Consider the following 26,356-nt stretch of genomic DNA (forward strand, 5'->3'; position numbering starts at 1 on the left):
ACAATGATTGACAAGTTTAAAGCAAAATTCGTAGAGGAGTCAAACGATAATGTTCATGACTTAGAGGAAGCGCTGTTGCTTCTTGAGAAAGATACGGGCAACAAAGAGATAGTTGAGCGGATCTTTCGTGCTATGCACACGCTTAAAGGTGGGGGAGCAATGTTTGGCTTTAATCAGTTAAGTGAATTTACGCATCACCTCGAAACGGTGTTTGATCTCGTAAGAAACAATAAGCTCGAAATAACCGATGATATTATTTCACTCACCTTCGAATCAATTGATCATATTAAGCACATGCTTGAAGTGGGCGATGTTGATGATGAAGAAGAACTGGATAACCAGCAGTCTTTTATTCAACGAGTACAGCGCGTGGCAAATCTTGAAGGTGCAGTAGTAACTAAAACACCGGCTAGCAAGGAAGTGGCAGTTAAGGATGACGGTTCCAAGACTTATCTGATCGACATCAAGCCAAATGAAGAAATTCTCCGAAATGGAACCAATCCATTTTACCTGCTTGATGATTTGCACGCTATGGGTATTGCCAAAGTTGTGGCCTACCATGAAAAGGTACCCGTATTAAGCAGTTTTAATCCTATTAGCAATTATTGTCATTGGCAGGTGGTGCTAAACACATCTGAATCGATAAATGACATTAAAGATGTATTCATTTTTGTTGAGGATGAGTGTGATATAGCCATTAACGAAATTAGTGCAGGTAATTTGCTGACTTCAACTGAACTGGTCAATAAAATTGATGAGGCGGCTCGTCTTCAGAAACCATTGGTGAAAGATGAACTAGCAGGATTGGCTGCAAGTACAAGCGATAGTGAAGCTAAGAAGGATGCCCGGAAAAAGGTGCAGTTAAAAGAGCATAAAATATCAAGTATTAGGGTTAACTCTTCAAAGATTGATGAGTTGGTTAACCTGGTGAGTGAATTGGTAACCATACAGGCACAGCTCAACTTATTTGCCGAAAACGATGGTAATCCGGCTGTATTAGCTTTAGCCGAAAATATACAGAAGCTCAGTCGTCAATTGCGCGATAATGCTTTTTCTATAAGCCTTATACCACTGCAAAGTGAACTAATGCGCTTCCAGAGACTGGTGCGTGATTTGTCCAAAGAACTACAAAAAGATATTGACTTTGTGATAGAAGGTGGTGATATAGAGCTAGACAAGAATATCATTGAGCACCTGACCGATCCTCTGTTACATATTATTCGTAATGCTGTTGATCATGGTATAGAACTGCCTGACGAGCGCATTGGTAATGGAAAGTCACCTAAAGGAACCATTCTTTTCAAAGCATACTACTCGGGTGCCAGCGTTATTGTAAAAGTGATGGACGATGGTAAAGGAATTGATCCTGAGTTTATTCGTAATAAGGCCATTTCAAAGGGACTTATAGATAGTTCAACAGAACTGAGCAGAAAAGAAATATTTGAGTTGGTCTTCCTAAGCGGATTCTCAACTAAGGACGAAGTAACCGATGTATCGGGTCGTGGCGTTGGAATGGACGTTGTGAAGAAGAAAATTGGCGAAATCCGTGGTGAAGTATCCTTAGATTCTGAAATAGGAAAAGGGACCACGCTTACGCTTGAGCTACCAATGACACTATCAATTATTGACGGTTTATTGGTGCGGGTGTTTAATAATCAGTATGTGATTCCAATTGCCAATATTGAAAAGATTTATGCGATTGATTCGGTATCATTCGGTAAAACATTTAATCATGTTGTTAATATCGATAGTGAGCAATATCCGTTTATTGACTTACGTGAAACATTTGAAACAGACCTGGTAAATAAAGGAACTGAGCAGCTGATATTGGTCAAATATGAAGATCGCAAAGTCGGACTGTTGGTAGATCAGGTAATTGGTGAATTCCAGACAGTGGTGAAACCTATGGGACGCTTCCTGAAAAAACAGGAAAATATTTCAGGTGCATCAATTATGGGCGACGGAACAATTGCAATGGTTATTGATACCAATCGTTTGATTCATAATAATGCCACTAAAAAATATCGAACCAAAAATTAAAAAAATGACATCAATTATTTCGTTTTTAATCAATGGAGAAGTATTTGCGTTCGATACATTGAAAGTTCGTAATATTCTTGAATTTGATAAGGTAACGTGGGTGCCAAACACCAAAAACTACCTGCTGGGAGTAATTAATCTGCATGGTAACATTATACCAATTGCCGATTTAAGGATGATGATGGGCACTGAGAATGCTGAAATCGGCCAGGATACTGCTATTATTGTTGTGTCTGATGATGATAAAACAGATTCTCTTATTGGTTTGGTGGTAGATGGCGTCAAAGAAGTGTTTGACCTTGATGAAGCCAGCCTTAAAGAATCAGTAATCAACGGTAATACTGGTCTGGTTCATACGTTTACCGGGAGCATATTTAAAAATGATGAGTTTATTCACATCATTGATTTATCAGAAGTTGTACAGGAAATAGAAAAATAAAGATAGATGAGTCAGGAAGTTAATGCCTATCTAACCTTTGCTGTAGGGAACAATATTTTTGGAGTTCACGTTGAGAAGGTTGTTGAAATAAAGGAATATGCAGCACCAAAGTCTGTTCCGGAAAGCATGAGCTATGTAAAAGGAGTGGCTGACCATCGTGAGCAAATCATTCCAATTATCGATGCAGCAGCTAAGTTCAACCTCGGAGAAATCAATATTACACCTCAGTCGTGTATTGTGGTTTTAGAAATAGACAAAGCCGATGGCAGTGGGATGATGAGCATTGGTGTATTGGTTGATGCGGTGTCTGATGTGTTCGAAACTGATGAATCAAAACTTAAGGCCATTGAAACAGATTATAAGCCAGGATATATTTCAGCTTCTTATCAGAATGGCGATGACCTGGTGATGATACTAAATGCAGATAAGATATTTAGTGAAAAAGATATAATAAACCTTGGGGAAGTAGTGAAAGCTGTAAAGTAGAGATGACCGGATGTTTGGAGTAGGTAATATAGGTAAAGAGAAGGAATTGGATGCGTTTAAAGCTGAGCTTTCAGAAAAGGATTTTCAGGCATTCAGCGATTTTATCTATAACGAATATGGTATTAAGATGCCACCCGTTAAGCGGGTGATGCTGCAGGGAAGGCTATTAAAGCGTATTCGTGAACTCAACATGAAGTCATATACCGAATACAAAGAATACTTCTTCAGTAAGGAAGGGCAGGCGAAAGAGATATATAATTTTTTGAATGTAGTAACGACTAACAAAACAGACTTTTTTCGCGAACCGGTTCATTTCGATTTTTTACGAAATGAGGTACTGCCAAAGCATAATGGAAATGGATTTTTTAAAGTTTGGAGCGCAGGCTGTTCAAGTGGTGAAGAGCCATACACGATTTCGATAGTGCTTAATGAATATAAACGTGAGTCTCCGTCCTTTAATTTTTCAATACATGGGTCTGATATTTCAAATAAGGTATTAACCTCAGCTGCAAAAGGGGTATATGCCGAAAATAAGATAGCCATCATTCCGTTGGAATTGAAAAAAAGATATTTCTTAAAAAGCAAAGATCGCTTGAACCCAACAGTAAGGGTAAAGCCAGAATTGCAACGAAATATTGCCCTGAAGCATGTTAATTTAATGGATAGTCATTACGACATGAATGAAACCTTTGATGTTATTTTCTGCCGTAATGTGTTGATATATTTTGACAGGGCAACACAAGAAAGAGTAATAGGGAAACTATGTAATTACCTGAAACCCGGAGGGATCTTTTTTATTGGTCACTCGGAGTCATTATCGGGGATGAATGTGCCTTTAGATCATATAAGGCCAACAATTTTTAGAAAAATATAACTAGTCCGGAATATAAAAAAACAATTATGAGCAATTTATCTGACAAACAACTTTTACGCGAACTCAGGTTACGACTTGAAGAAAGGAAAAAGTTAGATAATGAGATGAAGGAATTATCAAAGGATTTTCAGAGTGTAACTAAAAAGCTGAAAGAGTCTGAGGCGTTGAAGAGCCACTTTATCTCAAATATTTCTAACGAAATAGTGAATCCATTTACATCGATTCTTGGTTTATCAAAAGCCATCCTTTCGGTAGAAAAAAACGACTGGAAAAAAGTTGTTTCAATGGTAGCGCTTATTCATAGCGAGGCTTTTAACCTGGATTTTCAGTTACGCAATATATTTGTGGCCGCCAAAATTGAAGCTGGCGAGATAGCTCCTAACATTACCAAAGTTAATATCCGAAGCCTGGTACAAACGGTCGTTGATTCGTTCAACATCATCTCGCGTAAAATGGGTATCGATATTAAAATTGAATTCAATATTGAGCATGGCTTTGGTAAGAATTTTTACTTTAAAACTGATTCAGAGAAGCTGAAGCTTATTTTAAGTAATCTATTGAATAATGCTCTGAAATACAGTTATAAGGATAGTCAGGTGATTCTGAAAATGTGGGTGGATGAAGATGTGTTACACGCTTCAGTGCAGGATTTTGGTACTGGTATTTCAGAAAAGAATCAGAAAATTATATTCGAGCGTTTCAAGCGTCTTGACTCAGGTATCAACTCAATCAACCGTGGCCATGGTCTGGGATTGTCAATTACCAAAGCATTATTAGATGTGCTGGGTGGAGATATTGACATTAAGAGCCAAAAGGGTGAAGGCTCAACCTTCTCAATTGCTCTTCCAGAGGCGCGAAACATCGTTGAAGGATTTAGTGGCGATGGCAATGATGTGTTCTTTGATGATGATGATGAGATTTTTTAAGACAGTGTTAGATGGAAAATAGATATTTGCAACATTTTCTATACCCCTCTTCACTGTTCGCAAGCAAAGAACCGTATGTGATAAAAACCATACTTGGGAGTTGCGTTGCTATCTGCCTGTGGGATCCAAAGCTGAAAGTTGGTGGAATGAACCACTATATGCTTCCCAACTGGAATGGTAATGATTTAGCTTCGCCAAAGTATGGTAATATTGCTATCGATAAGCTGGTTGAACGCATGCTATATCTGGGTAGCGATATTAAAAACATACAAGCCAAAATATTTGGAGGCGGCGAATTGCTAGAGTCAGCTACCGGCAACTCCAATATGATTGGTGAGCGTAACATTAGGGTTGCGCGTTTGATGCTTGAGGAGAAGAAAATTCCGATTGTCGCATCAAGTACAGGTGGAAGAAGGGGAAGGAAAATTATTTTTTTCAACGATACAGGGGAAGTAAGGCATAAGTTTCTGGAAAAAAAGGTATATTAAACCTGTGTTGTAAGGGCCATGGGGCAACAAGAAAAAGGTGAAGCTGGACAATCAAGTTAGTTGAGTAGCTAATTGGTTGAGTGAATTGGGAATAATAAAAGAGTGTCTTGATTATTGTAAGATAGTAAGAGATAAGAATCGGGTTCTCAGATAAAATATTTTGCGCATGAAGAAAAAGATTCGAGTACTAGTAGTTGATGATTCTGCGGTTGTCAGGCAGAGCTTGTCATCCATCCTTGAATCTGATCCGGGCATTGAAGTCATGGGCACGGCGGCAGATCCAATTATCGCCGTTAAAAAAATCATGAAAGAAATTCCGGATGTTATAACACTTGACATTGAAATGCCCCGTATGGATGGATTAACCTTCCTGCGTAAGATCATGTCGCAACACCCAATCCCGGTTGTGGTTATCTCCAGTCTTACCACTGAAGGAACGGAAGTGGCCATGAAGGCACTGGAGTATGGTGCCAGCGAAATCATTGGCAAGCCGGCGATGAATGCCGCTCAGTTTATTAATGAATCGAAAATTATGCTCTGCGATGCCGTTAAGGCAGCTGCTCAGGTAAAGTTGAAGCGTCGCACCATTGCTGCGCCTGTGGCACAAGTGAGCGTAAAGCCTAAATATTCAGCCGATGTCATACTTGATAAGCCTGCCAGTTTTAAGCAGATTATTGATACCGAAAAGATTGTTGTGTTGGGTGCCTCCACAGGAGGTACAGAAGCGATTCGTAACTTTTTAAAGGCATTACCTGCTAAGGTGCCAGGCATTGCTATTGTGCAGCATATGCCCGAAGGATTTACCAAGTCATTTGCCAATAGTCTTAACAATATCTGTGGACTGGAGGTGAAGGAAGCCGAAAATGGTGATAAACTCTACCAGGGACGTGTGTTAATTGCACCTGGTAGCAAGCATATGCTGCTGAAAAGGGTAGGCAAAGAATATACTGTAGAAGTGAAAGAAGGTCCATTGGTCAATCGTCACAGGCCATCAGTTGATGTATTGTTTCGATCAGCAGCACGTTATGCCGGCAATAATGCTACCGGGATATTATTGACCGGGATGGGTAATGACGGAGCAAAAGGCTTGTTGGAACTAAAGGACGCCGGTGCACATACAATTGCCCAGGATGAGGCTTCATCGGTAGTGTTTGGTATGCCCAAAGAGGCTATTAAATTAGGTGCCGCCAGCAAAGTGTTACCACTTGATAAAATGGCTGCCTATTTATTGTCGCGTCTCGGATAACAGCAATAATTACTATTTTTACCACTCGTCTATAAAATAAGAATTACACATATGGCAAAGGTCAATATTAAGAATATCAGAAGCAGATATACTTTAAGAGGTTTTATGCTTGGATTGGTCATATACCTTTTTACAGTTTTTCTGAGCAACAGCATTTTTGATCACGTTAACCAACAGCCTACCTTTTATAATCTTTATAGTTTTTTCCCAGGCTTGTGGGTTATCACGTTTCTGCCCTTCATTACTGCGTTAGCCGGTTACCTGATAGCAGGTAACTTTGCTGTTTTTATTCGTAAACAACGCAAGCATATCAAGCAAGAGGCCAGTAAAAGTGAAAAAGTGCTCGAATTTGTTGATAACCTGCGTAAAGATAATTTCGAATCAGATCTGAATCTTAATGACAGAAAAGATAAACTGGCTCAGTCATTACTTCGCTTACGCGATTACCTGATTAAAAGCAAAAAGGACGAGGAACAACGACGCATAGAAGAAGAGCAAAGAACGTGGGTAACTCAGGGGTTGGCTCATTTTGGGGAGTTGTTGCGTAAGGAAAATGATAATATTGAAGATTTAAGCTACAATATAATCAGGTACCTAGTTGATTATATGAAAATTAATCAGGCTGGTTTCTATTTATTGAATAACATCAATTCAACCAACAAATTTTTCGAACTGACTGCTTGCGTAGCTTATGATCGCAAAAAGTTTGCCGATAAACGCATTGATTGGGAAGACGGACTGATTGGTCGTTGTGCCTTGGAAAAGGAAACGATACACCTGACCGATGTACCAGATAACTATCTGAATATTACTTCCGGATTAGGTGATGCCAATCCAAGAAGCATCTTAATTGTACCTCTTAAAACCAACGACGAAATCTATGGTGTCATTGAAATGGCTTCATTTAAGGATTTTGCAGAGTTTGAAATTGAGTTTGTTGAGAAGATTGCTGAAAGTATTGCTCTAACTATCTCTTCGGTACAAAACACCATACGCACCACAAAACTGCTGAAGGAAACACAAAATCAGGCTGAAAGAATGCTTCAGCAGGAGGAGGAGTTGAGGCAGAACCTTGAAGAGATGCAGGCAACCCAGGAAGAGAGTGATCGTCGCGAGGTGGAAATGAAAGGTATTCTGGAGGCAATTGATCATGCTGCTATCAGCTCAGAGTTTGAAGTAGATGGTACATTGATTAACGTTAATCAGAACTTTCTAAGAACCTTCCGCTATAATCCTGAAGAAATTGAGGGACAAAATATCAAGATTTTCTTTTTCAAAGACGATGCTGAAGGCCTTGATCAAATTCTGACTGATCTGAGAAACGGTCATAACTTTAAAGGACGTGTGCGTCGTCGTACCAAGATGGGAGACGAAATATATCTGTTGACCACTTACACGCCAGTTATTGATCACGAAGGAGAAATTATTAAAATTCTCAGCCTCGAAAATGACATCACTGAACAGGTAACCATGGAGGAAGAGCTGAAACGCAGTAAAGATGAGCTGGGTATCATGCTTGAAGAAGCCAAAAAAGAAGTGACCGAGCAGTTTAAAGAAGTGGAGGCTGTTAAGATTAGAAATGAGAAAACTTTAGAGGGAGCATTAGATGCCATTATAACCACCAACAAAGAAGGTATCTTAGAGTTCTTTAATGCTGCAGCTGAGAAACTATGGGGGTACGATAGAAGTGAGGTATTAGGGCAGCATGTAGCTATGTTATTTTCTGAATCAACTGTGGCCAATGACGAGTTTATCTCTGCTTTTGTATCTAATGACAAAACCAAGATAATTGGTGAACGTCGCGAGGCTCCAATCAAAAATAAGGTAGGCAGTGAAGAACCTGTGCTGTTTCTATTGTCGGAGGCTGAATACGGAGATGATCATTCTTATACAGCATTTATTCAGCAGGTTGAAGTTGAGTTGTTTTAGATAATCTGAAAAGAACCATAAGAATGGATTTTAAGCATTATCTGCAAGTGTTGAAAGAGAATACGCCTTATGATTTTAGTAATTATTCCGATAATTCAATCAAAAGGCGTTTGCAGAAGGTGATCGCGGATAATGATCTGACCATTGACGAACTGCTCGAAAAAACTCAGAATGATAAAGGTTTTATCGAGCGTTTGGTAGAGGATATTACCGTTAATACCACAGAATTATTTCGTGATCCGGAGTTATGGCCGGCTTTTTACGAAAAGTTGTTGCCAATGCTAAAAGGCAAAAAGACCTTTAACATCTGGCATGCAGGTTGTAGTTCAGGTATGGAAGTATATTCCAATATGATTTTGTTGAATGAGCTCGGGTTGCTCGATAAGGCACGCATCTTTGCTACGGATATCAGTGCTAATATGGTACGACAGTGTAAAAACGGCAATTATCGTTATGGTTTTAATAAGAGGCAGTTAACTGATTTCAAGGCAGTACTTCGAAAGTATCCACTTAATGGTATAACGGCCATTGACTTTTCTAAGTACTTTGAAATTGATGAGGCATCAGACCGTATTACTGTTAAAGAGTTTCTGAGAGACAAGGTTGATGTACGACAGCATGATTTGGTGCAAAGTAATCCGCCTTTTTATCACAAGTTTGATGTTATTTTTTGCCGAAATGTGTTGATATACTTTAATGCCAATCTGCAATCGAAGGTATATCAGATGTTCCATAAGCAATTATACCCTAAAGGTGCTATGATACTAGGAAATCATGAAAGTCTGACTGGTTTTTATAATACCAAGTTTAATAAAAATGGGCCCGTATATACCAAAAGCAACTCCTTTCATTTTAAATATCATTAATATGGCAGTTAATTTCAGTATTAGTGAAATAAGGGAGCTATCGGAGCAATTAAGTCTAAAACTTAATCTGCCATTCAGGTATATGACGCATTCGTTTCTTAAGCGCAGGCTGGGTATGTTTTTTGATAAACAGGGCATCCGTAAGCCTGCTCAGCTTATCGAGCAGCTTGAAAATCGAGATATGTCGGATGAGTTGTGCTATTTCTTCTCGGTTAATACCACAGAGCTATTTCGTGATGCTGGATTTTGGCGCCATCTGAGGAAGCTGGTTTCTGCCAACTATTGTGGCAATTCATTTAGAATTTGGTTGCCCGACGTGGCATCAGGTGAAGAGCTGTTTAGCCTGTTGATTCTGCTCAAAGAAATTGATTGCCTTGATAATGCTCATATTGTGGTTAACAGTACCTCAGATAAGCGAATTGAGCAAATAAGTAAAGGTTGTTTATCCGTTAAAAAGATGGATGTGAATGCTTACAACTATAAACGTTTTGAAGGGCATGAAAATCCGGAGACCTACTTTATTGATGGTGACAATGGTTTTATGTTCGATACCACTTTAATGCACAATGTTAGTTTTCAGAAAGGTGGTATTGAAAATGCTCCTGACGAAAAAATGGATATCATCTTGTTGCGTAACAGCTTACTGTATTACATACGTGATTACCACGAAACAATTAAGGATATGGCTGATAAGGCATTAGTGAGTGGAGGCTTAATGTGTCTGGGGGTGAAAGAACAGTTACCGGCACCATATAACGAGCGTTTTGAGTGTCTCGATGAAAAAGAAAAGATTTACAAAAAATTCAGGTTTATAAAAGACTAATGGTAAAAGGTGCATATAAAGCAGTAGTAATTGGTGGATCGGCAGGTAGTTTTTCGGTCGTTTCAAAATTGTTGTCGCAACTACGCGAAGACTTCCCCTTGCCCGTTATTATTTGCCTGCACCGTCTTAAGCATGTGCGTTCTGGATTGGTGGAGAGCATCAGGCTTAAATCCAAATTAGAGGTAATAGAACCTAATGATAAGGAGCCGATAAAAGGAGGTAAAGTATATTTAGCACCATCCAATTACCATATGTTTATTGAATACGATGGTACCTTTTCATTATCAACTGAGGAACCGCTTAATCATAGCCGGCCATCCATCGATCACACACTCTCGTCAGCTGCATACGTCTATCGTAATAAGCTGATAGGTATTGTACTGACAGGAGCTAATAAAGATGGAGCGAAAGGCATGAAAGATATTGCTGATAAGCGCGGCCATACTATTATCCAGGATCCAAAAACCTGTGAAATGGATACCATGCCCAAAAGTGTTGCAAAATTAATAAAGCCTAACGAGGTATTGACGCCTGAGGGAATAGTAAAATTTTTAAACCAATTAGCGTTATAAGAGTATAAACAAAGAGGCCGGTTTGGCTTTTTTAAACAGATAAATGGCAAGGGTGGCAGTGTCATCAGGCTATTGAAAGATAATTTTAGACACATGAAAAGAGGTAAGTATATTTTCTGGTTAGGAGCATTATTTTTTGGATTATCATTAGCTAAGTATGCTTTTAATATGGATCTGATGCCTGCCACATTTATTGTGTTTGAAGTACTTTCTTTTTTAGTTGTACTGTTCATGATCTATTTCGTTCAGAACTATATTGATACCTGTAAAAGTGGTGTAGGTAAATCTGAAGAGGATAAGGAATGTGTAAAAAAACAAGCTGAAATTGAGCGATTAAGGCGCCGGTTAAAGTCCTTTGAAAATTCAAACGATTTAAAGGAGCAACAAGTACATGCTAATAGCAATGAGCTGGTAGGCCAGTTAAAGAAGGCCTTTAAGGGGTATGATGGTCAAACTGGCGATGCTTTAATGAAAGAGCTTATTAAGCATTATGAAGTGATGGCTGCCGTTGCCTATTGTAAAGATAATGATAGTTACTCTGCCGTAAATCGATTCGGAATCGATGATGAATATATTTTACCTGATTTAAAGGCAGATGATGGGCTGCATGCACAGGCTATTGCTGACAAACAAGCTATGGAGATTGCTGATATACCAGCTGATTACTTAGAGGTTGGCTCAGCTACAGGTAGTACTCAACCAGTGTATCTTTATATTCTTCCTTTAATTCAGGATGAACAAAAAGGATTGGTTCTCGAATTAGCTACCTTTAAGAAGAATGACCTGGTTGAGGTGTGGAATAAATTTCAATCAGCGCAATAAACCCAGAGAATAAATAGATATGGCTAAAATAACCAATAAAATCAAGCAATTATTATCCATGTCGGTACTAAGTGAACGCGACTGGTATTTGTTGTCCATGGGGCTATTGTGTATACTGTTACTCATTTGGTCAGGTTTTCTATCGTTCAATAACCTTCATTTTTCAATGGGTAATATTGCGGTCATACACCGGTCGGTATTGGTATGGGCAATTGATTTATTAGTTATCTCTATACCAGTGGTTATCTTGTCAATCGTCAATTATAACAAAGGACAGCAAAGGAAACTTCAGAATGAGAATCGTCTGCTTAAGGAGCAACTCGATAAAAATGTGGAGCTGGCAGAACAAATTGGTCGTGGCGAACTGGATGAAATTGAATTGGTTGACGGACATCTTTCAGAAGTACTCTATAATTTAGGCACCAACCTTAAAAACACAAAGCATAAAGAGGAGGCCTATAATTGGATATCAAAGGGTAAGGAAAAAATCTCGGATATACTGCGAACGCACAACAAGGTGCATATGCTGGCTGACGATGTGATTCGTGGAATTATTGATTATTCAGGCGGTGTTCAGGGGTCGTTATATCTGCTAAAGGGTAAGGAACTCGTAAATATTGCCACCTATGCCTATAATCGTAAGCGGTTCGAAAAGCAAGTGGTACCTCTTGGCAAAGGATTGCTGGGAAGTGTGGCTTATGAAAAGCAGATGGTGTATCGTACCGAAATACCTGATGATTACTTCTACATTACCTCTGGCCTTTTAGGTGATAGAAAGCCCAGGAGCCTTCTCATAGTGCCACTTTTGCAAGAAGAGGAGTTGCAGGGAGTGTTTGAAATTGGTTATCTGCATGAAAGACTGCCCAAGCATGTATTAAAGTTTGCGGAAGAGCTAAGTAGTGTTATCGGACGAACGTTTTATAACTTAAAGATTAATGAGCAAACCGAAGTACTTCTGAAAGAATCGCAGGAGATGACGGTGACGCTGAAGGAAAACGAGAAGCAGTTGCAATTGAATGCTGCTGAAATGCTGGAAGCACAAGAGGAGTTGGAAAAGTCTAACAAACTGCTTGAAGGGCATATTCAGGAAGTTGAACATGCCCAGCAACGTCTGGAAGCTCTTCTGACCAATGCGTCCGAGTTTATTTCAATCTATAATGAGAAACAGGAGCTGGTGTTCGAGAGCCCGTCGGTCAAGCACATTCTTGGTTATGGGCCAGAGGATAAGGTATCGGGAATGGATCCTGAACTGATGACACCTCGAGGTTACAAAACCATCAATAACCTGTTTCAATACCTGCTTGAAACACCAGGAGGCGAGCAATCTGCGCAGTATACTTACCTAAAAAAGAGCGGGGAGAAATTATTCCTCGAAACCACCGGTAAAAACCTCTTACATGACCCGGCCATTAGAGGTATTATTTTTAACACCCAGGATATTACTGAACGTAAGCGTGCGGAGAAGGAAGAGCGAATGAAAAGTAGGATGCAGTCGCTTTCAGAGAATTCACCAGATATGATCATCCGTATTAATACCGGAGGAAAGTTGGTGTATGTCAATCCTAAAGTGGCTGATTTTATTGGTTTGCCTGCGGCCGAACTAGTGAAAAATCGCGTTAATGAGTTGGATATTGATGAGCGATTCAGAGATTATATGCTGGACTCACTGAAGCAGATTAGAGCCGAAGAAAAGCAAGTTATATCCGAGGTGGAGGTGCAGGCTGGTGAGCAAACCTTAATCATGGAGATAAAGGCTATTCCTGAATTCAATGAGGACAGGGATTTAGAATCGGTTTTGTTTGTAGCACATGATATGACCGAGTTCAAGAAAATTGAGCAAGAGATTAAGGAGAAAAATAAAAAGATTTCTGACAGTATTAACTATGCTCAGCGTATTCAGACAGCTATTTTACCTGATACCAAAGTACTACAGCAATTTTTTCCACGTTCATTTATCTTTTATCGACCTAAAGATGTGGTAAGTGGTGATTTCCCCTGGATGTTTAAGAAGGATAACTTCTTTTATATTGCAGCAGTGGATTGTACGGGGCATGGTGTGCCGGGTGCTCTGCTGTCGTTCATTGGTTACTTTTTGATGAATAATATAGTTAATGCCAGTGATAGTGTAACGGCGTCTGAACTACTGGATAGCCTGCATCTTGATGTGCGTCGAACCCTGCGTCAGGATCAGGAAGGTTCGAACGGTCGTGATGGTATGGATTTGGCCTTGGTGAAGATTGATCTTGAGTCGGATGAATTACAATTTGCTGGTGCGCATAACCCACTTTATTACCTGAGTGATGGTGAATTGTCCATATACAAGGGGTCCCGCAAAGGCATTGGTGGAAAACCATTAGCGAAAAAGGTGGAGAAAGATTTTGAGAATAATATTATTCAATACAAGAAAGGTGATCAGTTCTTTATCTTCTCCGATGGGTTACCTGATCAGGTGGGAGGACCGAAGGGACGTAAATATCAATCTAAACGTATCAGAGAGGCTCTGGAGGCTGAGCCGAATCAAACAATGGCACATTTCGAACGCCATTTCTCCAATGATTTTTATGATTGGATGGGCGAATATAAACAAGTTGACGATGTACTGTTAATAGGTATCGAGTTGTAGCCTGATTAGCTACAACTCATGAGTTTTTAAATTAATTCAGTTGCCAGAGTTTTAAGATCGACACCCGATAAGTTACCTGATGTCATTATTAGTAGGTTAGAGTTGGTATAATTCTGTTGTTTAAGCCATTGTACAAGGTTTTCAGAATCAGTCATTACCAATAAATCTATACGTCCAAAAGCAGCTAGTACCTCATCTGGTGTGATAGCCGGTAGTTTCTTATGCTCCAGCACTTGTGGATTATAGTACACCACTGCCGTATCCGCTTCATCCATTGTTTTATTGTACTGTGGCAGGAAATCCTTGTTCAGGCTGCTAAACGTATGTAGCTCCATCACTGCAATTAGTTTACGATCTTTAAACTGTTGCTTCATGGCATTAGTGGTAGCCTGCAGTTTACTAGGTGAGTGGGCAAAGTCAAGGTAAATGCTTGTATCGTCATTTTTAGCCAAGAGTTGAAGGCGTTTGGCTGCTCCCTTGAAGCTTTGCATGGCTTGTAAAAAGGCATGATTTTCGATGCCAAGCTGTTCACAAACCATGCGTGCACCATTCATGTTTTGCATATTGTGATCCCCAAATACTTCCATGGGATAGTGCTTACCCTCCCATTCAACAATAGCTAGCCCTTCATCATTAATATTAGTGATGGTGTTGTATGGAATCGCCTTGATTCTAGCGGTAAGATTCGTTGCTAGTTTACACAGCTCATTATCACCATCGAAATAGATGAGGGAGCCTTCATCAGTGATACTTTCAGAAAATTTAACAAATTGACTGATGTAATTCTCCCAGGTGGGAAAAACATTCATATGATCCCACGCTATACCTGTTAGCATCGCAATATGGGGTTTATACCAGTGAAATTTCGGTGTTAAATCAATGGGTGAGGACAAGTATTCATCGCCTTCAAATATGGCAATAGGGGCTTCCGTAGTCAGTTTAACCATGGTATCAAAACCATCCAGTTGAGCGCCTACCATGTAATCAAAATCTATTTGCAGCTCCTTTAGCACGTGCATAATCATAGCTGTGGTAGTGGTTTTACCATGACTACCGCCAATCACCACACGTTGTTTATTCTTGGTTTGCTCATACAAATACTCCGGGTATGAATAAATTTTGAGGCCCAGCTTCTGAGCTTCTATTAATTCGGGATTGTCTTTACGTGCATGCATGCCAAGAATAATGGCATCCAGGTCAGAAGAAATTGCTTCTGGATGCCAACCTTCTTTTGCAGGCAATAGGCCATGTTGCTTTAGTCTTGATTTGGACGGTTCAAAAATTTCATCATCAGAACCTGTTACCTGAAAACCTTTTTGATGTAATGCGATGGCCAGATTGTGCATGGCACTGCCACCTATGGCAATAAAATGGACTCTCATAGAAATACTTTGTTTTGCTCTTTTGTTTACCCTTTAGCACCTGCGGAAACCCTTTTGTCATTTGGCAAAAGCGTATCTTTGGCGGCTTGAGTACTTTGGACAAGTAAATGTAGTTATTATTAAGAGAGGATGAGTGGAATGAAGCTGGTAAAAATAGAAACTGGTAATTTTATGGCGGATGGAGGTGCACTATTTGGTGTTATCCCTAAAGTGATGTGGCAGAAAAAGTATCCGGCCGATGAGGATAACTATTGTAATCTGGCCATGCGCTGTTTGTTGGTCGATATGGGTGACCGAAAGGTGTTGATTGATACTGGTGCTGGCGCCAAACAAAGTGATAAGTTCTTTTCGTGGCATCGTTTGAATAGCGAAGCCAATTTGCTGGATTCATTAACCTCGGCAGGTTATAAACCCAGTGATATTACAGATGTCATATTAACTCACTTACATTGGGATCATTGCGGTGGCTGTGTGTATTACGATGAGCGAGATAAGCCTATGGTGAGGTTTGAAAATGCCAATCATTGGGTATCTGAAACTCAGTGGCAGAATTATGTTGCCCCAAATAGTCGTGAAGGCGTCGTCTATTTCCGTGATAATATGCAGCCCATTTATGAAGCTGGCTTGCTTAAGCTGGTTGAGAAGGATGGAATGATAATGGATAACATTGAGCTGCGTATCCTAAATGGCCATACACAAGGTAATATGTTACCAATTATTCATTCGCCCAATGGATCTTTGGCTTTTATGGGGGATGTCATCCCGGTGTTGCCGAGTATCGGTTTGCCATGGGTATCAGCCTATGATACCAAGCCTCTTGAAAGTATTGAGGAGAAACAAACGTTTTTAAAAGAAGCCGTAGAAAAAGAGATATGCCTGTTTTTTGAGCACGATTATTATACCGAGTGCGCCACAATTACTTATGGTTCTAAAGGTTTTGAAGCCGAGAATCTATTCACCCTCAATGAATGGAGTCATCGTAATTCAGGTGTTTAACAGCAGCTAAAATGTGTTGTGCAACACTTTCACCTTAAATACAGGTCAATTATTTATTTAATGTAATATAAATGTTAACTTTGTGTTAATACAATGAGGTTTTCGTAGTGACATATCAATGCGAAAAGTAAACACACAGGACTTTTGGGAGTTGGTATAAACGTTTAAAAAGGAGGCCTTATGAACAAGTTAGTTTTAGTAATTCTATTGGTTTTAGGGGTTGTGACAACCAGTGCACAACTAAGTGAAAAGGACGGTAAATATTACGATCAGGATAACAAACTCTATTCGGGAGTCTATGTCGAATATTATGATTCTGGCAGTAAAAAGTTTGAGATGAATGTGGTGAATGGCGTGAAAGAAGGTCTCACGACTATTTATTTCGAAAACGGTAAAACAAAAGAAATTCGCTCTTTTTCAAATAACCAAATGGATGGCACCTGGTTGACTTATGAATCAACAGGTGTAAAAACAGGTGAAGCCAACTACAAAGACGGGAAGAAGCATGGCAAATGGTTTATTTGGGATGAGCACGGCGTTAAGCGCTATGAAATGTCCTACAACGACGGTACAAAAGACAGTACCTGGACTATTTGGGATGGAAATGGAAAAGTAGTTGGAAAGAAAGAGTATTAGAAGGAAACTTCGATAAAGCAATAAAGGCGACCAAAACGGTCGCCTTTATTGCTTTGTTATAGGTTAAATCTTACTATAAATCAGCTTTCAGGCTAATGTCAAGTGCATTTGATTTATTAGTATCAATTGAAAGTGATTCGCATGTTTTGTATGAAACATAGTCAGTTGATACAGTGTACTTACCTAAAGTAACATTTGGAAATTCATAGTTACCATCAAAGTCGGTGTAAACAACTGTATTGAGCTCTTTTAAAACTACCTTAACTCCAACAAGGCTTTCACCTGTTGCAGCATCCGTAATTGTTCCAGAAATAGAGGTAGTTAATGTTGTTGTCGCTTCTTTTGAGTTTTCCTTCTCTTCAGCTGTGATGTTTGAAATACCAACCATCAAAAGTGCCAATAATATAATAACCTGTGTTTTCATAATCGTGTCGAATTATTTTTTAGCAAATCTAAGGGAGTAATGTTACCTAATCGTTAAATGCATTTTATTTGATGATTAAGGCTTTGTTAACTTGATGTGCTTGACCTTTTAGTCAGGAATGGATATATTCGATAAAAACCTGACATCATGCACATTGTCGCTAATATTATGGACGCTTTATCTACCTTGGGTGAGTTATTCTACCCACCAGTTTGTTCTTCATGTGGCAATCACCTGTTTAAAAACGAAGCAGAAATATGTCAGATGTGCATCAGGAGACTACCGCGCACCTATTTTGAAAAGCAGCCATTTGAGAATCAGATCTCAATTATGATGTGGGGGCGATGTAGAGTAGAATGTGGTTTTGCCTTATTCTATTATCGGAAAGGTGAGCGTGTGCAACAACTTTTGCACGATGTGAAATACCGGGGTAATCAAAAACTGGGTGTGGAACTTGGCAAGCAATTGGGGAAATTAATTAATCAATCCAGGCCCAGTGAGTTTGATGAGCTAATACCTATTCCACTGCATCCGCGCAAAAAGCGGATAAGGGGATTTAATCAGGCCGAGGTGATCTGTAATGGCTTGGCCGAAGCTCTGAGTATTCCTGTTAATAGTTCAGATGTTTACCGTAAAACACACACCGCTTCACAAACCAAAAAAGGGCGTTTTGAACGTTGGCAAAATGTCGAAGATATTTTTGGAGTAACAAATCCGGAATATCTTAAAAACAAACACCTGCTTGTGGTGGATGATGTGATTACAACAGGTTCCACCATGGAGGCCTGCATCAATCAGCTTACAGCTATTGAAGGCGTAAAGGTAAGCATAGCCACTATAGCCTGTGCTGCATTATAATAGTTTATCGAACTTATAGTACAAACTCACGACAAAGTTATTATTGTATTGCCCTGGTTTTCGGCTAATCCAGTGTGGTTTGGGATTATAAACCGGTATTTCACCATCATATGGTATGCGGATGCGATTGATGGAATAGAACCAACGGGCATTCACCCATAACTTGTCAGTAAAATGATAGTTTAAGCCAAAAACGGTGGCCCACTCAATATCCTGAAAGGGAACAACGCTGTGCGATGGAAGTTCATCAATGGGCGTTCCGTCAATTTCTTCTTTACTACTCAAAAGTGTGCCTACCGATAGCCCTCCTTCAGCTGAGAATTGTTTATACCTGTATCTACCTACCAGTGGAAATTGTATGTAAGTGAGGTGTATCTTGTAATCATCATACTTGCCTTTTTCGGGATTGGGTGCTTCACGGCTACCCTTCTGCATATAAGCAATGTCTAGCTGGATATCCCAATGTTCTGTTATAGTTCGGCTGACAAAAGCACCCAGGTTGATACCTACTTTGTTGTAACCTCCAAAGTTGTCGCCATCTACCTGAGAAAAGGAAGTGCCTAATAAAGGTCCTGCACTAAATTCCTGAGCAACTATGGTTATGCCAAAGGATAAAATGAAAAGAAGTATGTATAATTTACGCATGTATGGTTTGTGTTAACAGGGTTATTAGTTTTGGTACGCCGCTTGTTGCATTTTCCTGAATGAAAGTAATCTGCTTAGATGGAGTAAATGCCGGTTGATGTGGATCGATTATATATACTGGCGATCTGCCGGGTACATAGTTGAGCAGGCCAGCCGCCGGATATACGTTTAAGGAGGTGCCAACTACAACAAAGATATCGGCCTCATTAACCAGATCTATGGCTGGTTGAATAGCCGGTACTGCTTCACCAAACCAAACAATATGTGGCCGTAATTGTGATCCTTTCTCACAAGTGTCACCCCAATTAAGCTCCCAACCATCCAGTTCGTAAACGAGTGATTCGTCAATGGTGCTTCTCACTTTCTTCAATTCACCATGTAAGTGTAATACGTTTGAGCTGCCGGCCTGCTCATGCAGGTCGTCAATATTCTGGGTAATAACTGCTACATCAAAGTACTTTTCCAATTCAACCAGGCCTTTGTGTCCTTCGTTGGGCTGACATTCGTATAATTGCTTACGTCGTTGATTATAAAATTCAAGAACCAGGTGAGGATCCTTTGCCCAGCCTTCGGGACTAGCCACTTGAGTAACATCATGGTTTTCCCATAAGCCATTGTTATCCCTAAAGGTCCTAAGGCCACTTTCTGCACTGATCCCGGCACCGGTTAATACCACTAACTTCTTTTTAGACATAATTGCGGGTATTTGATGAATACAATCATTGTTAGAGAAAGTAAGTTGCTATTTAGACTGCTTACAATCGAGGTTTTTATATGGATAAATGTAAAGGAATTGGGCGAGTATTCAAAAAAACCAATTGGCTCCATTGAAGGTTAGGCGCACCGAATAATGTGTTATTTTTCTATCTTTGTGAACCGCTCAAAACGATAAGATAATTCCGTAAGATGATAGATCAGGTAACAGTAGATAAAGTGTTGGAAACAGCCAATAGCCAAATTATTGAGGTTGTTTCTGATTACGTTACCCTAAGGAGAAGAGGAATTAACTACCTGGGTAATTGCCCGTTTCATAATGAGAAAACCCCATCGTTTACCGTTTCACCACATAAGGGGATATTCAAATGCTTTGGGTGTGGCGAAGGAGGTAATGCGCTCAACTTTGTGATGAAGCACGACCAGCTTTCATTTGTTGATGCCATTAAATACCTGGGTAAAAAATTCAATATAGAGATTGAGGAAGAAGAATACTCACCTGAGCAGCTAAAGCAAAAGAATGAGCGGGAGAGTATGATGGTGTTGAGTGAATATGCCGGGCATTTCTTCAGCAAAAACCTGAACGAAACAGATGAAGGCAAGTCGGTAGGTTTAGGCTATTTCCGGAGTCGTGGTTTTCGGGATGATATCATTGAGAAGTTCCAGCTGGGCTATTCGCCCGAGCAAAGAGATGCTTTTACGCAAGAGGCGCAGAAGCAAGGCTATAAGCTCGAATACCTTGAAAAAACCGGATTAACGGTGGTGCGCGAAAATTACCAGGCCGATCGTTTCAGAGGTCGTGTGATGTTTCCCATCCACAGCCTGGCCGGTAAGGTAATTGCCTTTGGTGGGCGCATCCTTAAGAACGATAAGAAAACGGCTAAATACCTTAACTCGCCCGAATCAGAAATATACCATAAGAGCCGGGTGTTGTATGGTATTTATCATGCCAAACAGGAGATTACGCGACAGGATCGTTGTTATCTGGTGGAAGGCTATACTGATGTGCTGGCATTCCATCAGTCGGGTATTAGTAATGTGGTCGCGTCATCCGGTACTGCTCTTACCTCTGATCAAATTCGACTGATTGCCCGTTTTACTAAGAATATTACCATTATTTATGATGGCGATCCGGCTGGTTTAAAAGCGTCATTACGTGGTATTGACCTGGTGTTGGCCGAGGGCATGAATGTGAAAATTCTTTTGCTGCCCGATGGCGAAGACCCTGATTCATTTGCTAAAGGCAGAAATGAGGAGCAGTTAACGCAATACATTGAAGCGCATCAGCAGGATTTTATCAAATTTAAAACATCACTGCTGCTGGAGGATGCTCAGAATGATCCTATCAAAAAGGCACAGCTGATTCAGGATATCGTGCGCAGCATATCCATTATACCTGATAGTATTACGCGCTCGGTGTATGTGAAGGAGTGCAGTACACTGCTGAAAGTAGATGAACGTGTGCTGATGCAGGAGACAGGTAAGCTGCAACGAAAGAAACAGGAGGAAGATTTCAGGCGAAATGCCCCACGGCCCGACAGTAGTATGCAGCCAAGGCCTGCCGAAACAGCTCCTCCACCAGAAAAACGTACACCAAGCAATCCGCTTGAACTGGAAGAACGTGAGATATTGCGCTTCCTGGTAAAGTTTGGTGAACGCCCGGTTAATCCCGATGAAGATGAGAAAGTGACCGTCGGTCAGTATATCTTGCATGAATTGCGACAAGACGACCTGCTAAGTGTTAATCCCATCTATAATAAAATGATGGATGCTTATGAAGCAGTGAGTGACAAAACCGAATTGCCAGCGCTGAAGTTTTTTGTGAACAGCGCCGATCCGGATTTGAGCCGACTGGCGTCTGACCTGGTTGGTAAGGAGCACGACCTGAGTAAGATTCATCATAAATTTGGTATAGTGACTAATGCCGAAGAGCTATTGCCCAACCTGGTGCCCAAGATTGTAATGGAGCTGAAATGGAAAAAGGTGAAGACGGTTATTAAAGAAAAGCGGCAGCAGCTTCAGCAGATGGAAGTAAACGGCAACATGGAAGGTCTGATGGAACTGATGAAGGAGCTCAATACCTGGCAACAGGTACTAGCCCACATCTCCAAAGAACTTGGTGGAAGAACAATTGTGTAATCTATATATTAATGCATAATGCAAACGCTTAATCATACCGATAAAGAGGTTATTGAAGCCATTATACTCAAAGCCAATATTTGCTTTGTAGGCGTGGTTGACCAGAACAACAAGCCCTATGTGCTGCCAATGAATTATGGCTATAAGGATAATGTGATTTACCTGCATTCGGCACCCGAAGGACGTTTAATCGATATCGTCAACAACAATCCAAATATCTGTATCACTTTTTCAATTGATAATGACCTGGTGTTTCAGCATCCTGAGGTGGCATGCAGCTATCGGATGACATCTAAAAGTGTGGTGGCAATGGGGCAGGTGCAGTGGATTGAGGATATGGATGAGAAACGCGAGGCCCTGGATATTCTGATGAAAACGTACAGTGAGAAGCAGTTTAACTACAGTGATCCGGCCGTTCGTAATGTGAAGATGTGGAAGATACCTATTGATGAGGTGACGTGTAAAGAATTTGGGGCGCCTCATGATGAATACCGCCTGAAACGTAACCTTGATGAACTGAAAAATGTGCCGGGTAAATAAAGTTTGTTATTTTAGTAACTGATTATTAAGAATTACACCATTAGTCAATGAAGCAAGTTTTCCTTACCTCCATTGTTGTATTTTGTTTGGTAATGGTTGCCAGTGGGCAGACAGATACATATAAAGATTATAAAATAGTTTACTCCCAGGGCTTTAACAAAGAGAGTTCGACTAACGACTTTGAATTCTCCGATGCATCAAAGTGGCTGATTAGCAAAAACGGTAAGCCCGGCAAGACCCTCAAATGCCTGGGGAAAGGGACATATGAAAGCGCACATGAAGGCCCTGCTGTAGTGGCCGTGTTAAAAGATTATGAGCTGAAAGATTTTGTGGTAGAAATGGATGTGGTGCAGAATGGTAAAGACTTTAGTTTGCTCGATTTTTGCATTTTTTTCGATATAAAAGATAAGAACAACTATTGTTATGCACAGATAGCCAGTAAGGCCGATAAGAAGAGCCACAATGTATTTGCTGTTAATGGCGATCGTCCCAAACGGATAGGAACCATTTGTGAAGAAGGAATTATCTGGCAAATGAATGAATGGCAGCATATACGCATGGAACGAAATACTTCTGCCAAATCGATTAAAGTGTATTTTGATGGAGAACTCGTGCTTGAGGTAGCCGATGATATGTTAGCTGGTGGTTATATCGGCTTTGGATCATCGCATAGCGCGCTAAAAATTGATAACTTCAAGGTGAGTGCACCCACCTTTGAATCTAACACAAAAACTATTTTCTAAACGCCTATGGCTCTTAATTATCTCTGGATAGCTTTTTTCCTCATCGCTTTTGTTGTTGGACTGGTGCGTCTGATCTTCTTTGGCGATATGGAGGTGTTTCCGGAGATGATGAATGCTACTTTTGATAGTGCCAAAACGGGTTTTGAAATATCATTGGGACTAACCGGTGCTCTTACGCTCTGGATGGGGCTTATGCGCATTGGTGAGAAGGGCGGCATGATTAATGTGATGTCACGATTGATTGGCCCCTTCTTTAGTCGTTTGTTTCCTGAGTTGCCCAAAAACCATCCGGCCTATGGCAGCATGATGATGAACATTGCGGCCAATATGCTGGGGCTTGACAATGCGGCCACACCCGTAGGGCTTAAAGCCATGCAGGAGCTGCAATCAACTAACAAGAGTAAGGATACAGCCTCCAATGCCCAAATCATGTTTTTGGTACTTAATACCAGCGGGCTTACTATTATCCCCATTAGCGTTATGGCCATACGGGCTACAGAAGGCGCATCTAATCCATCTGATATTTTTCTGCCTATTCTGTTGGCTACATTTTTCAGTACCATTGTGGGTATCATTGCTGTATCTATCGTTCAACGCATCAATTTATTCGATAAAGTGATACTGGCATATTTAGGTGGCTTTACGGTATTGATTGGTGGGTTTATATTTTACCTGAGTACTTTAACTAAAGCTGAGGTGAATATTGTCTCTTTACTTGTTGCCAACCTACTTTTGTTTTCCATTATTGTCACTTTTATCCTGATGGCCATCAGAAAAAAGGTAAATATTTACGACACTTTTATTGATGGTGCCAAAGAGGGGTTTAACATCGCTATTAAAATCATTCCATTTTTAGTAGGAATATTAGTAGCAGTTGCTGTTTTCAGGGCGTCCGGCACATTAGATTTTCTGCTTGAAGGAGTGCGGACTTTCTGTGTCTTTATAGGTGTTGATACTCGATTTGTCGATGCCTTACCAACCGCTTTTATGAAGCCTTTAACCGGGGGTGGAGCCAGAGCAGTCATGGTTGAAACAATTGATGTATTTGGAGCAGATTCATTTGCTGGTCGCGCAGCTAGTACCATTCAGGGTTCTACCGATACTACCTTTTATGTTTTGGCTGTATACTTCGGTTCGGTGGGTATTAAAAAAACGCGTCATGCTCTGTCGTGCGGTCTCATAGCCGATTTTGCCGGTATAGTGGCCTCCATTCTGCTGGCATACCTGTTCTTTGGTTAGGATGAAGAAAAGCTATAGTTTTAGATAACTTTTAAAACCATACGTATATCCTGATGAAATTTAATATTGCTGTTATTGGCAATTATGCCTATTTATGGACAAGAGGTATCTAGCACGAGTCGCATACGAATACTGGATTTTCATGTTGGAGCTGGCTTCAGTAATTTTTTGAATGCAGAAGCACCTCATAAAACCTTTTTGTTCCTTAGCTCAGATGAGTATTATTTAACGCTTGATCCCGCCTCACTCGAGCGGAATTACAGCACAAGCCTCACAAAAGATATTAGGTATAGTGTGACTTTTGGTGTGGGCTTTGAGTATGAGCTAGAGAAGAGTTGGGCGTTATTTGTCGCTCTCAATTACGAAGGCAAAGGTATTAATTTAGAAGACCGTTACAGTCATCATCAAGAGCATTGGGGGCTTGATCCCAATACAGGTGAACAGGTTCTATTTTCCGAATCTCTAACCGAAGAATCAACAAAGGTGGAGGTGTCCAACAACTATCTGGCAATGCCCATTCTATTGCGAAAATACTTGACGGTGAACCGGGTGTTTTATCTGCAGGGAGGCTTTTATATGGCTTATTTATTGAAGTCGGAAGGCAAGATAGAACTATTTGATGCCTATGGCTCTACATTAGGGGATAATAACTTTTCATCCATGTCCATAATCATTGATGATAAGGATAAAATACACACTGCCAAATTTGATTATGGGCTTTCATTGGGTACCGGGATAACAAAAACTTTGACGAACAAGTTATACCTAAAAGCTGACTTATTAGTAAACATTGGCCTCAGATCGGTTGATAGCTTGTATGATAATGAATATGAAGAGGCGGCAATAGGTGGGGCAACTGGCTTTAATAATGCAGTTAAATCGAACAATTATTACGGGTTAAATTCAGATGCTAAAAACATAAATGTTGCATTAACTATTGGTGTCGGCATTCAATTGTAAGGATTGATAAGCACAAATGCCACCTTGCGGTGGCTTTCTTATATCTCATTTTTTAGAAATTACTTCTTTAACGCTTCAGCTCCTCCAACAATTTCAAGTATCTCAGTAGTAATAGCTCCCTGGCGCGCTTTATTGTACTGTAGTTGCAGTTCGCCAAGCATATCAGTGGCATTATCGGTGGCTTTATGCATCGATGTCATTCGGGCACCATGCTCCGATGCCAGCGATTCTAGTATTACGCGGTAAAACATGGTCTTTAAGGCATCGGGTATTACTTTGGTAATAAAAGTGGGAACATCTGGCTCAATGATAAAATCTTTGTTGCACGATGCAGCCTTTCCACACTCCGGTAATTCCATTGGCAGGAACTGAGATGAGCGAATAATCTGTACGGCCGCATTCTTGTATTCGTTATACACGAGCACAACCTTATCATAATGTCTGGCTCTAAATGCTTCCATTATTTCATGTGCAACATCTATTGCTTTTTCGTAGCTAAAGTCGGTATATAACTCATTATAATCTTTTACCACATTATAGCCCCGCGATTTCAGTATTTTATGGGCTTGCTTACCGATTGGCTGAATATCTACATCGCCCAATGCATTTTGAAGCTTAAAATCAACTTTGCAAAGCTTCTCAACTTCTTTAATCACATTGGTATTAAAGGCACCACACAGTCCTCGGTTTGATGAAATTGGAATAATCAATATTTTACGCGGCTCCCTCACCTCGGCCCATTCGAGTTGAAATCCTTCCTCCAGAGCTTCAGACAATTTCCGGATGATATTCGCCAGCCTGTCTACATAGGGGCGGATATAAGATATATCGTCCTGTGCCTTTTTAAATTTGGCAGCCGATACCATTTTCATGGCACTGGTTACCTGCCTGGTGGTTTTAACCGAGTTAATGCGAATACGTATGTCCTTTAAACTTGGCATAGTTA

General features: G+C 40.3%; 26 protein-coding genes. 21 read left to right on the top strand and 5 right to left on the bottom strand.

Annotated elements, in window-relative coordinates:
- Window positions 1-3 precede the first annotated feature (3 nt).
- From KEM09_RS16560 to KEM09_RS16620, 13 genes are all read left to right on the top strand, one after another.
- Window positions 4-2,040, top strand: coding sequence for a chemotaxis protein CheA (locus KEM09_RS16560; protein WP_212229966.1), 2,037 nt, complete (start codon window positions 4-6; stop codon window positions 2,038-2,040).
- A 4-nt stretch (window positions 2,041-2,044) separates the two neighbouring features.
- Window positions 2,045-2,479 carry a chemotaxis protein CheW gene (locus KEM09_RS16565; protein WP_212229967.1) on the top strand — a complete coding sequence of 145 codons (435 nt, stop codon included), beginning with the start codon at window positions 2,045-2,047 and terminating at the stop codon, window positions 2,477-2,479.
- A gap of 6 nt (window positions 2,480-2,485) precedes the next feature.
- Window positions 2,486-2,965, top strand: coding sequence for a chemotaxis protein CheW (locus KEM09_RS16570; RefSeq protein WP_212192073.1), 480 nt, complete (start codon window positions 2,486-2,488; stop codon window positions 2,963-2,965).
- Window positions 2,966-2,975: 10 nt separating this feature from the next.
- A complete protein-coding gene (locus KEM09_RS16575) occupies window positions 2,976-3,839 on the top strand; it encodes a CheR family methyltransferase (protein ID WP_212229968.1) in 864 nt (287 codons plus the stop codon).
- 26 nt (window positions 3,840-3,865) lie between these two features.
- Entirely contained in the window at window positions 3,866-4,765 is a 900-nt protein-coding gene (locus tag KEM09_RS16580) for a sensor histidine kinase (RefSeq protein WP_212229970.1), read from the top strand.
- Window positions 4,766-4,776: 11 nt separating this feature from the next.
- Complete coding sequence (locus KEM09_RS16585; RefSeq protein ID WP_212229972.1) at window positions 4,777-5,253, top strand: chemotaxis protein CheD; 477 nt, start codon at window positions 4,777-4,779, stop codon at window positions 5,251-5,253.
- 166 nt (window positions 5,254-5,419) lie between these two features.
- The gene (locus tag KEM09_RS16590; protein WP_212192077.1) at window positions 5,420-6,499 is read left to right on the top strand and encodes a protein-glutamate methylesterase/protein-glutamine glutaminase; all 1,080 of its coding nucleotides are present in this window, start codon (window positions 5,420-5,422) and stop codon (window positions 6,497-6,499) included.
- Window positions 6,500-6,550: 51 nt separating this feature from the next.
- Window positions 6,551-8,428 carry a PAS domain S-box protein gene (locus KEM09_RS16595; protein WP_212229974.1) on the top strand — a complete coding sequence of 626 codons (1,878 nt, stop codon included), beginning with the start codon at window positions 6,551-6,553 and terminating at the stop codon, window positions 8,426-8,428.
- 23 nt (window positions 8,429-8,451) lie between these two features.
- Window positions 8,452-9,294: a CheR family methyltransferase gene (locus KEM09_RS16600; RefSeq protein ID WP_212229976.1), complete on the top strand. Its 843-nt coding sequence runs from the start codon at window positions 8,452-8,454 to the stop codon at window positions 9,292-9,294.
- Between the two features lies 1 nt (window position 9,295).
- On the top strand, window positions 9,296-10,117 hold the full coding sequence (locus KEM09_RS16605) for a CheR family methyltransferase (RefSeq protein WP_212229978.1): 822 nt from the start codon (window positions 9,296-9,298) through the stop codon (window positions 10,115-10,117).
- A complete protein-coding gene (locus KEM09_RS16610; protein WP_212229980.1) occupies window positions 10,117-10,689 on the top strand; it encodes a chemotaxis protein CheB in 573 nt (190 codons plus the stop codon). Before KEM09_RS16605 ends, KEM09_RS16610 begins: the two co-directional genes overlap by 1 nt.
- 93 nt (window positions 10,690-10,782) lie before the next feature.
- Window positions 10,783-11,511 (top strand): hypothetical protein, encoded by a 729-nt coding sequence (locus tag KEM09_RS16615; protein WP_212229982.1) that lies wholly within the window; start codon window positions 10,783-10,785, stop codon window positions 11,509-11,511.
- Between the two features lie 19 nt (window positions 11,512-11,530).
- On the top strand, window positions 11,531-14,134 hold the full coding sequence (locus KEM09_RS16620; protein ID WP_212229984.1) for a PAS domain S-box protein: 2,604 nt from the start codon (window positions 11,531-11,533) through the stop codon (window positions 14,132-14,134).
- A gap of 26 nt (window positions 14,135-14,160) precedes the next feature.
- On the opposite strand, the gene KEM09_RS16625 is transcribed toward KEM09_RS16620, so the two are convergent.
- Window positions 14,161-15,516, bottom strand: coding sequence for a UDP-N-acetylmuramate--L-alanine ligase (locus KEM09_RS16625; protein ID WP_212229986.1), 1,356 nt, complete (start codon window positions 15,514-15,516; stop codon window positions 14,161-14,163).
- A gap of 129 nt (window positions 15,517-15,645) precedes the next feature.
- On the opposite strand from KEM09_RS16625, the gene KEM09_RS16630 reads away from it, so the two are divergent.
- On the top strand, window positions 15,646-16,512 hold the full coding sequence (locus KEM09_RS16630; protein WP_212229988.1) for an MBL fold metallo-hydrolase: 867 nt from the start codon (window positions 15,646-15,648) through the stop codon (window positions 16,510-16,512).
- Between the two features lie 180 nt (window positions 16,513-16,692).
- Complete coding sequence (locus KEM09_RS16635) at window positions 16,693-17,148, top strand: toxin-antitoxin system YwqK family antitoxin (protein ID WP_212229990.1); 456 nt, start codon at window positions 16,693-16,695, stop codon at window positions 17,146-17,148.
- A 73-nt stretch (window positions 17,149-17,221) separates the two neighbouring features.
- Here the strand turns inward: KEM09_RS16635 and KEM09_RS16640 are convergent, their stop codons facing one another.
- Window positions 17,222-17,572, bottom strand: a complete 351-nt coding sequence (locus tag KEM09_RS16640) for a carboxypeptidase-like regulatory domain-containing protein (protein ID WP_212229992.1) — start codon at window positions 17,570-17,572, stop codon at window positions 17,222-17,224.
- Between the two features lie 147 nt (window positions 17,573-17,719).
- On the opposite strand from KEM09_RS16640, the gene KEM09_RS16645 reads away from it, so the two are divergent.
- Window positions 17,720-18,430, top strand: a complete 711-nt coding sequence (locus KEM09_RS16645; RefSeq protein WP_212229994.1) for a ComF family protein — start codon at window positions 17,720-17,722, stop codon at window positions 18,428-18,430.
- Here KEM09_RS16645 and KEM09_RS16650 read toward each other — a convergent pair.
- Both KEM09_RS16650 and KEM09_RS16655 read right to left on the bottom strand, forming a co-directional pair.
- Entirely contained in the window at window positions 18,425-19,075 is a 651-nt protein-coding gene (locus KEM09_RS16650; protein WP_212229996.1) for a porin family protein, read from the bottom strand. The two genes, KEM09_RS16645 and KEM09_RS16650, sit on opposite strands and share 6 nt — an antisense overlap.
- Complete coding sequence (locus KEM09_RS16655) at window positions 19,068-19,769, bottom strand: SIR2 family NAD-dependent protein deacylase (RefSeq protein WP_212229998.1); 702 nt, start codon at window positions 19,767-19,769, stop codon at window positions 19,068-19,070. Before KEM09_RS16655 ends, KEM09_RS16650 begins: the two co-directional genes overlap by 8 nt.
- A gap of 212 nt (window positions 19,770-19,981) precedes the next feature.
- Here KEM09_RS16655 and dnaG point away from each other — a divergent pair, with 212 nt between their 5' ends.
- The 5 genes from dnaG (at window position 19,982) to KEM09_RS16680 (ending at window position 25,410) form a co-directional block, all read left to right on the top strand.
- Complete coding sequence (gene dnaG, locus KEM09_RS16660) at window positions 19,982-21,928, top strand: DNA primase (protein WP_212229999.1); 1,947 nt, start codon at window positions 19,982-19,984, stop codon at window positions 21,926-21,928.
- An 18-nt stretch (window positions 21,929-21,946) separates the two neighbouring features.
- Complete coding sequence (locus tag KEM09_RS16665; RefSeq protein ID WP_212230000.1) at window positions 21,947-22,468, top strand: pyridoxamine 5'-phosphate oxidase family protein; 522 nt, start codon at window positions 21,947-21,949, stop codon at window positions 22,466-22,468.
- Between the two features lie 47 nt (window positions 22,469-22,515).
- Window positions 22,516-23,211: a hypothetical protein gene (locus tag KEM09_RS16670; protein WP_212230001.1), complete on the top strand. Its 696-nt coding sequence runs from the start codon at window positions 22,516-22,518 to the stop codon at window positions 23,209-23,211.
- 6 nt (window positions 23,212-23,217) lie between these two features.
- Window positions 23,218-24,450 carry a nucleoside recognition domain-containing protein gene (locus KEM09_RS16675; RefSeq protein ID WP_212230002.1) on the top strand — a complete coding sequence of 411 codons (1,233 nt, stop codon included), beginning with the start codon at window positions 23,218-23,220 and terminating at the stop codon, window positions 24,448-24,450.
- Between the two features lie 168 nt (window positions 24,451-24,618).
- Window positions 24,619-25,410 carry a porin family protein gene (locus KEM09_RS16680; RefSeq protein ID WP_212230003.1) on the top strand — a complete coding sequence of 264 codons (792 nt, stop codon included), beginning with the start codon at window positions 24,619-24,621 and terminating at the stop codon, window positions 25,408-25,410.
- 59 nt (window positions 25,411-25,469) lie between these two features.
- Here the strand turns inward: KEM09_RS16680 and atpG are convergent, their stop codons facing one another.
- Complete coding sequence (gene atpG / locus KEM09_RS16685) at window positions 25,470-26,351, bottom strand: ATP synthase F1 subunit gamma (protein ID WP_212230004.1); 882 nt, start codon at window positions 26,349-26,351, stop codon at window positions 25,470-25,472.
- Between the last annotated feature and the right edge of the window lie 5 nt (window positions 26,352-26,356).

Origin of the sequence: Carboxylicivirga mesophila, assembly GCF_018271975.1 — a bacterium.
In the GTDB taxonomy this organism is placed as follows: domain Bacteria; phylum Bacteroidota; class Bacteroidia; order Bacteroidales; family Marinilabiliaceae; genus Carboxylicivirga; species Carboxylicivirga mesophila.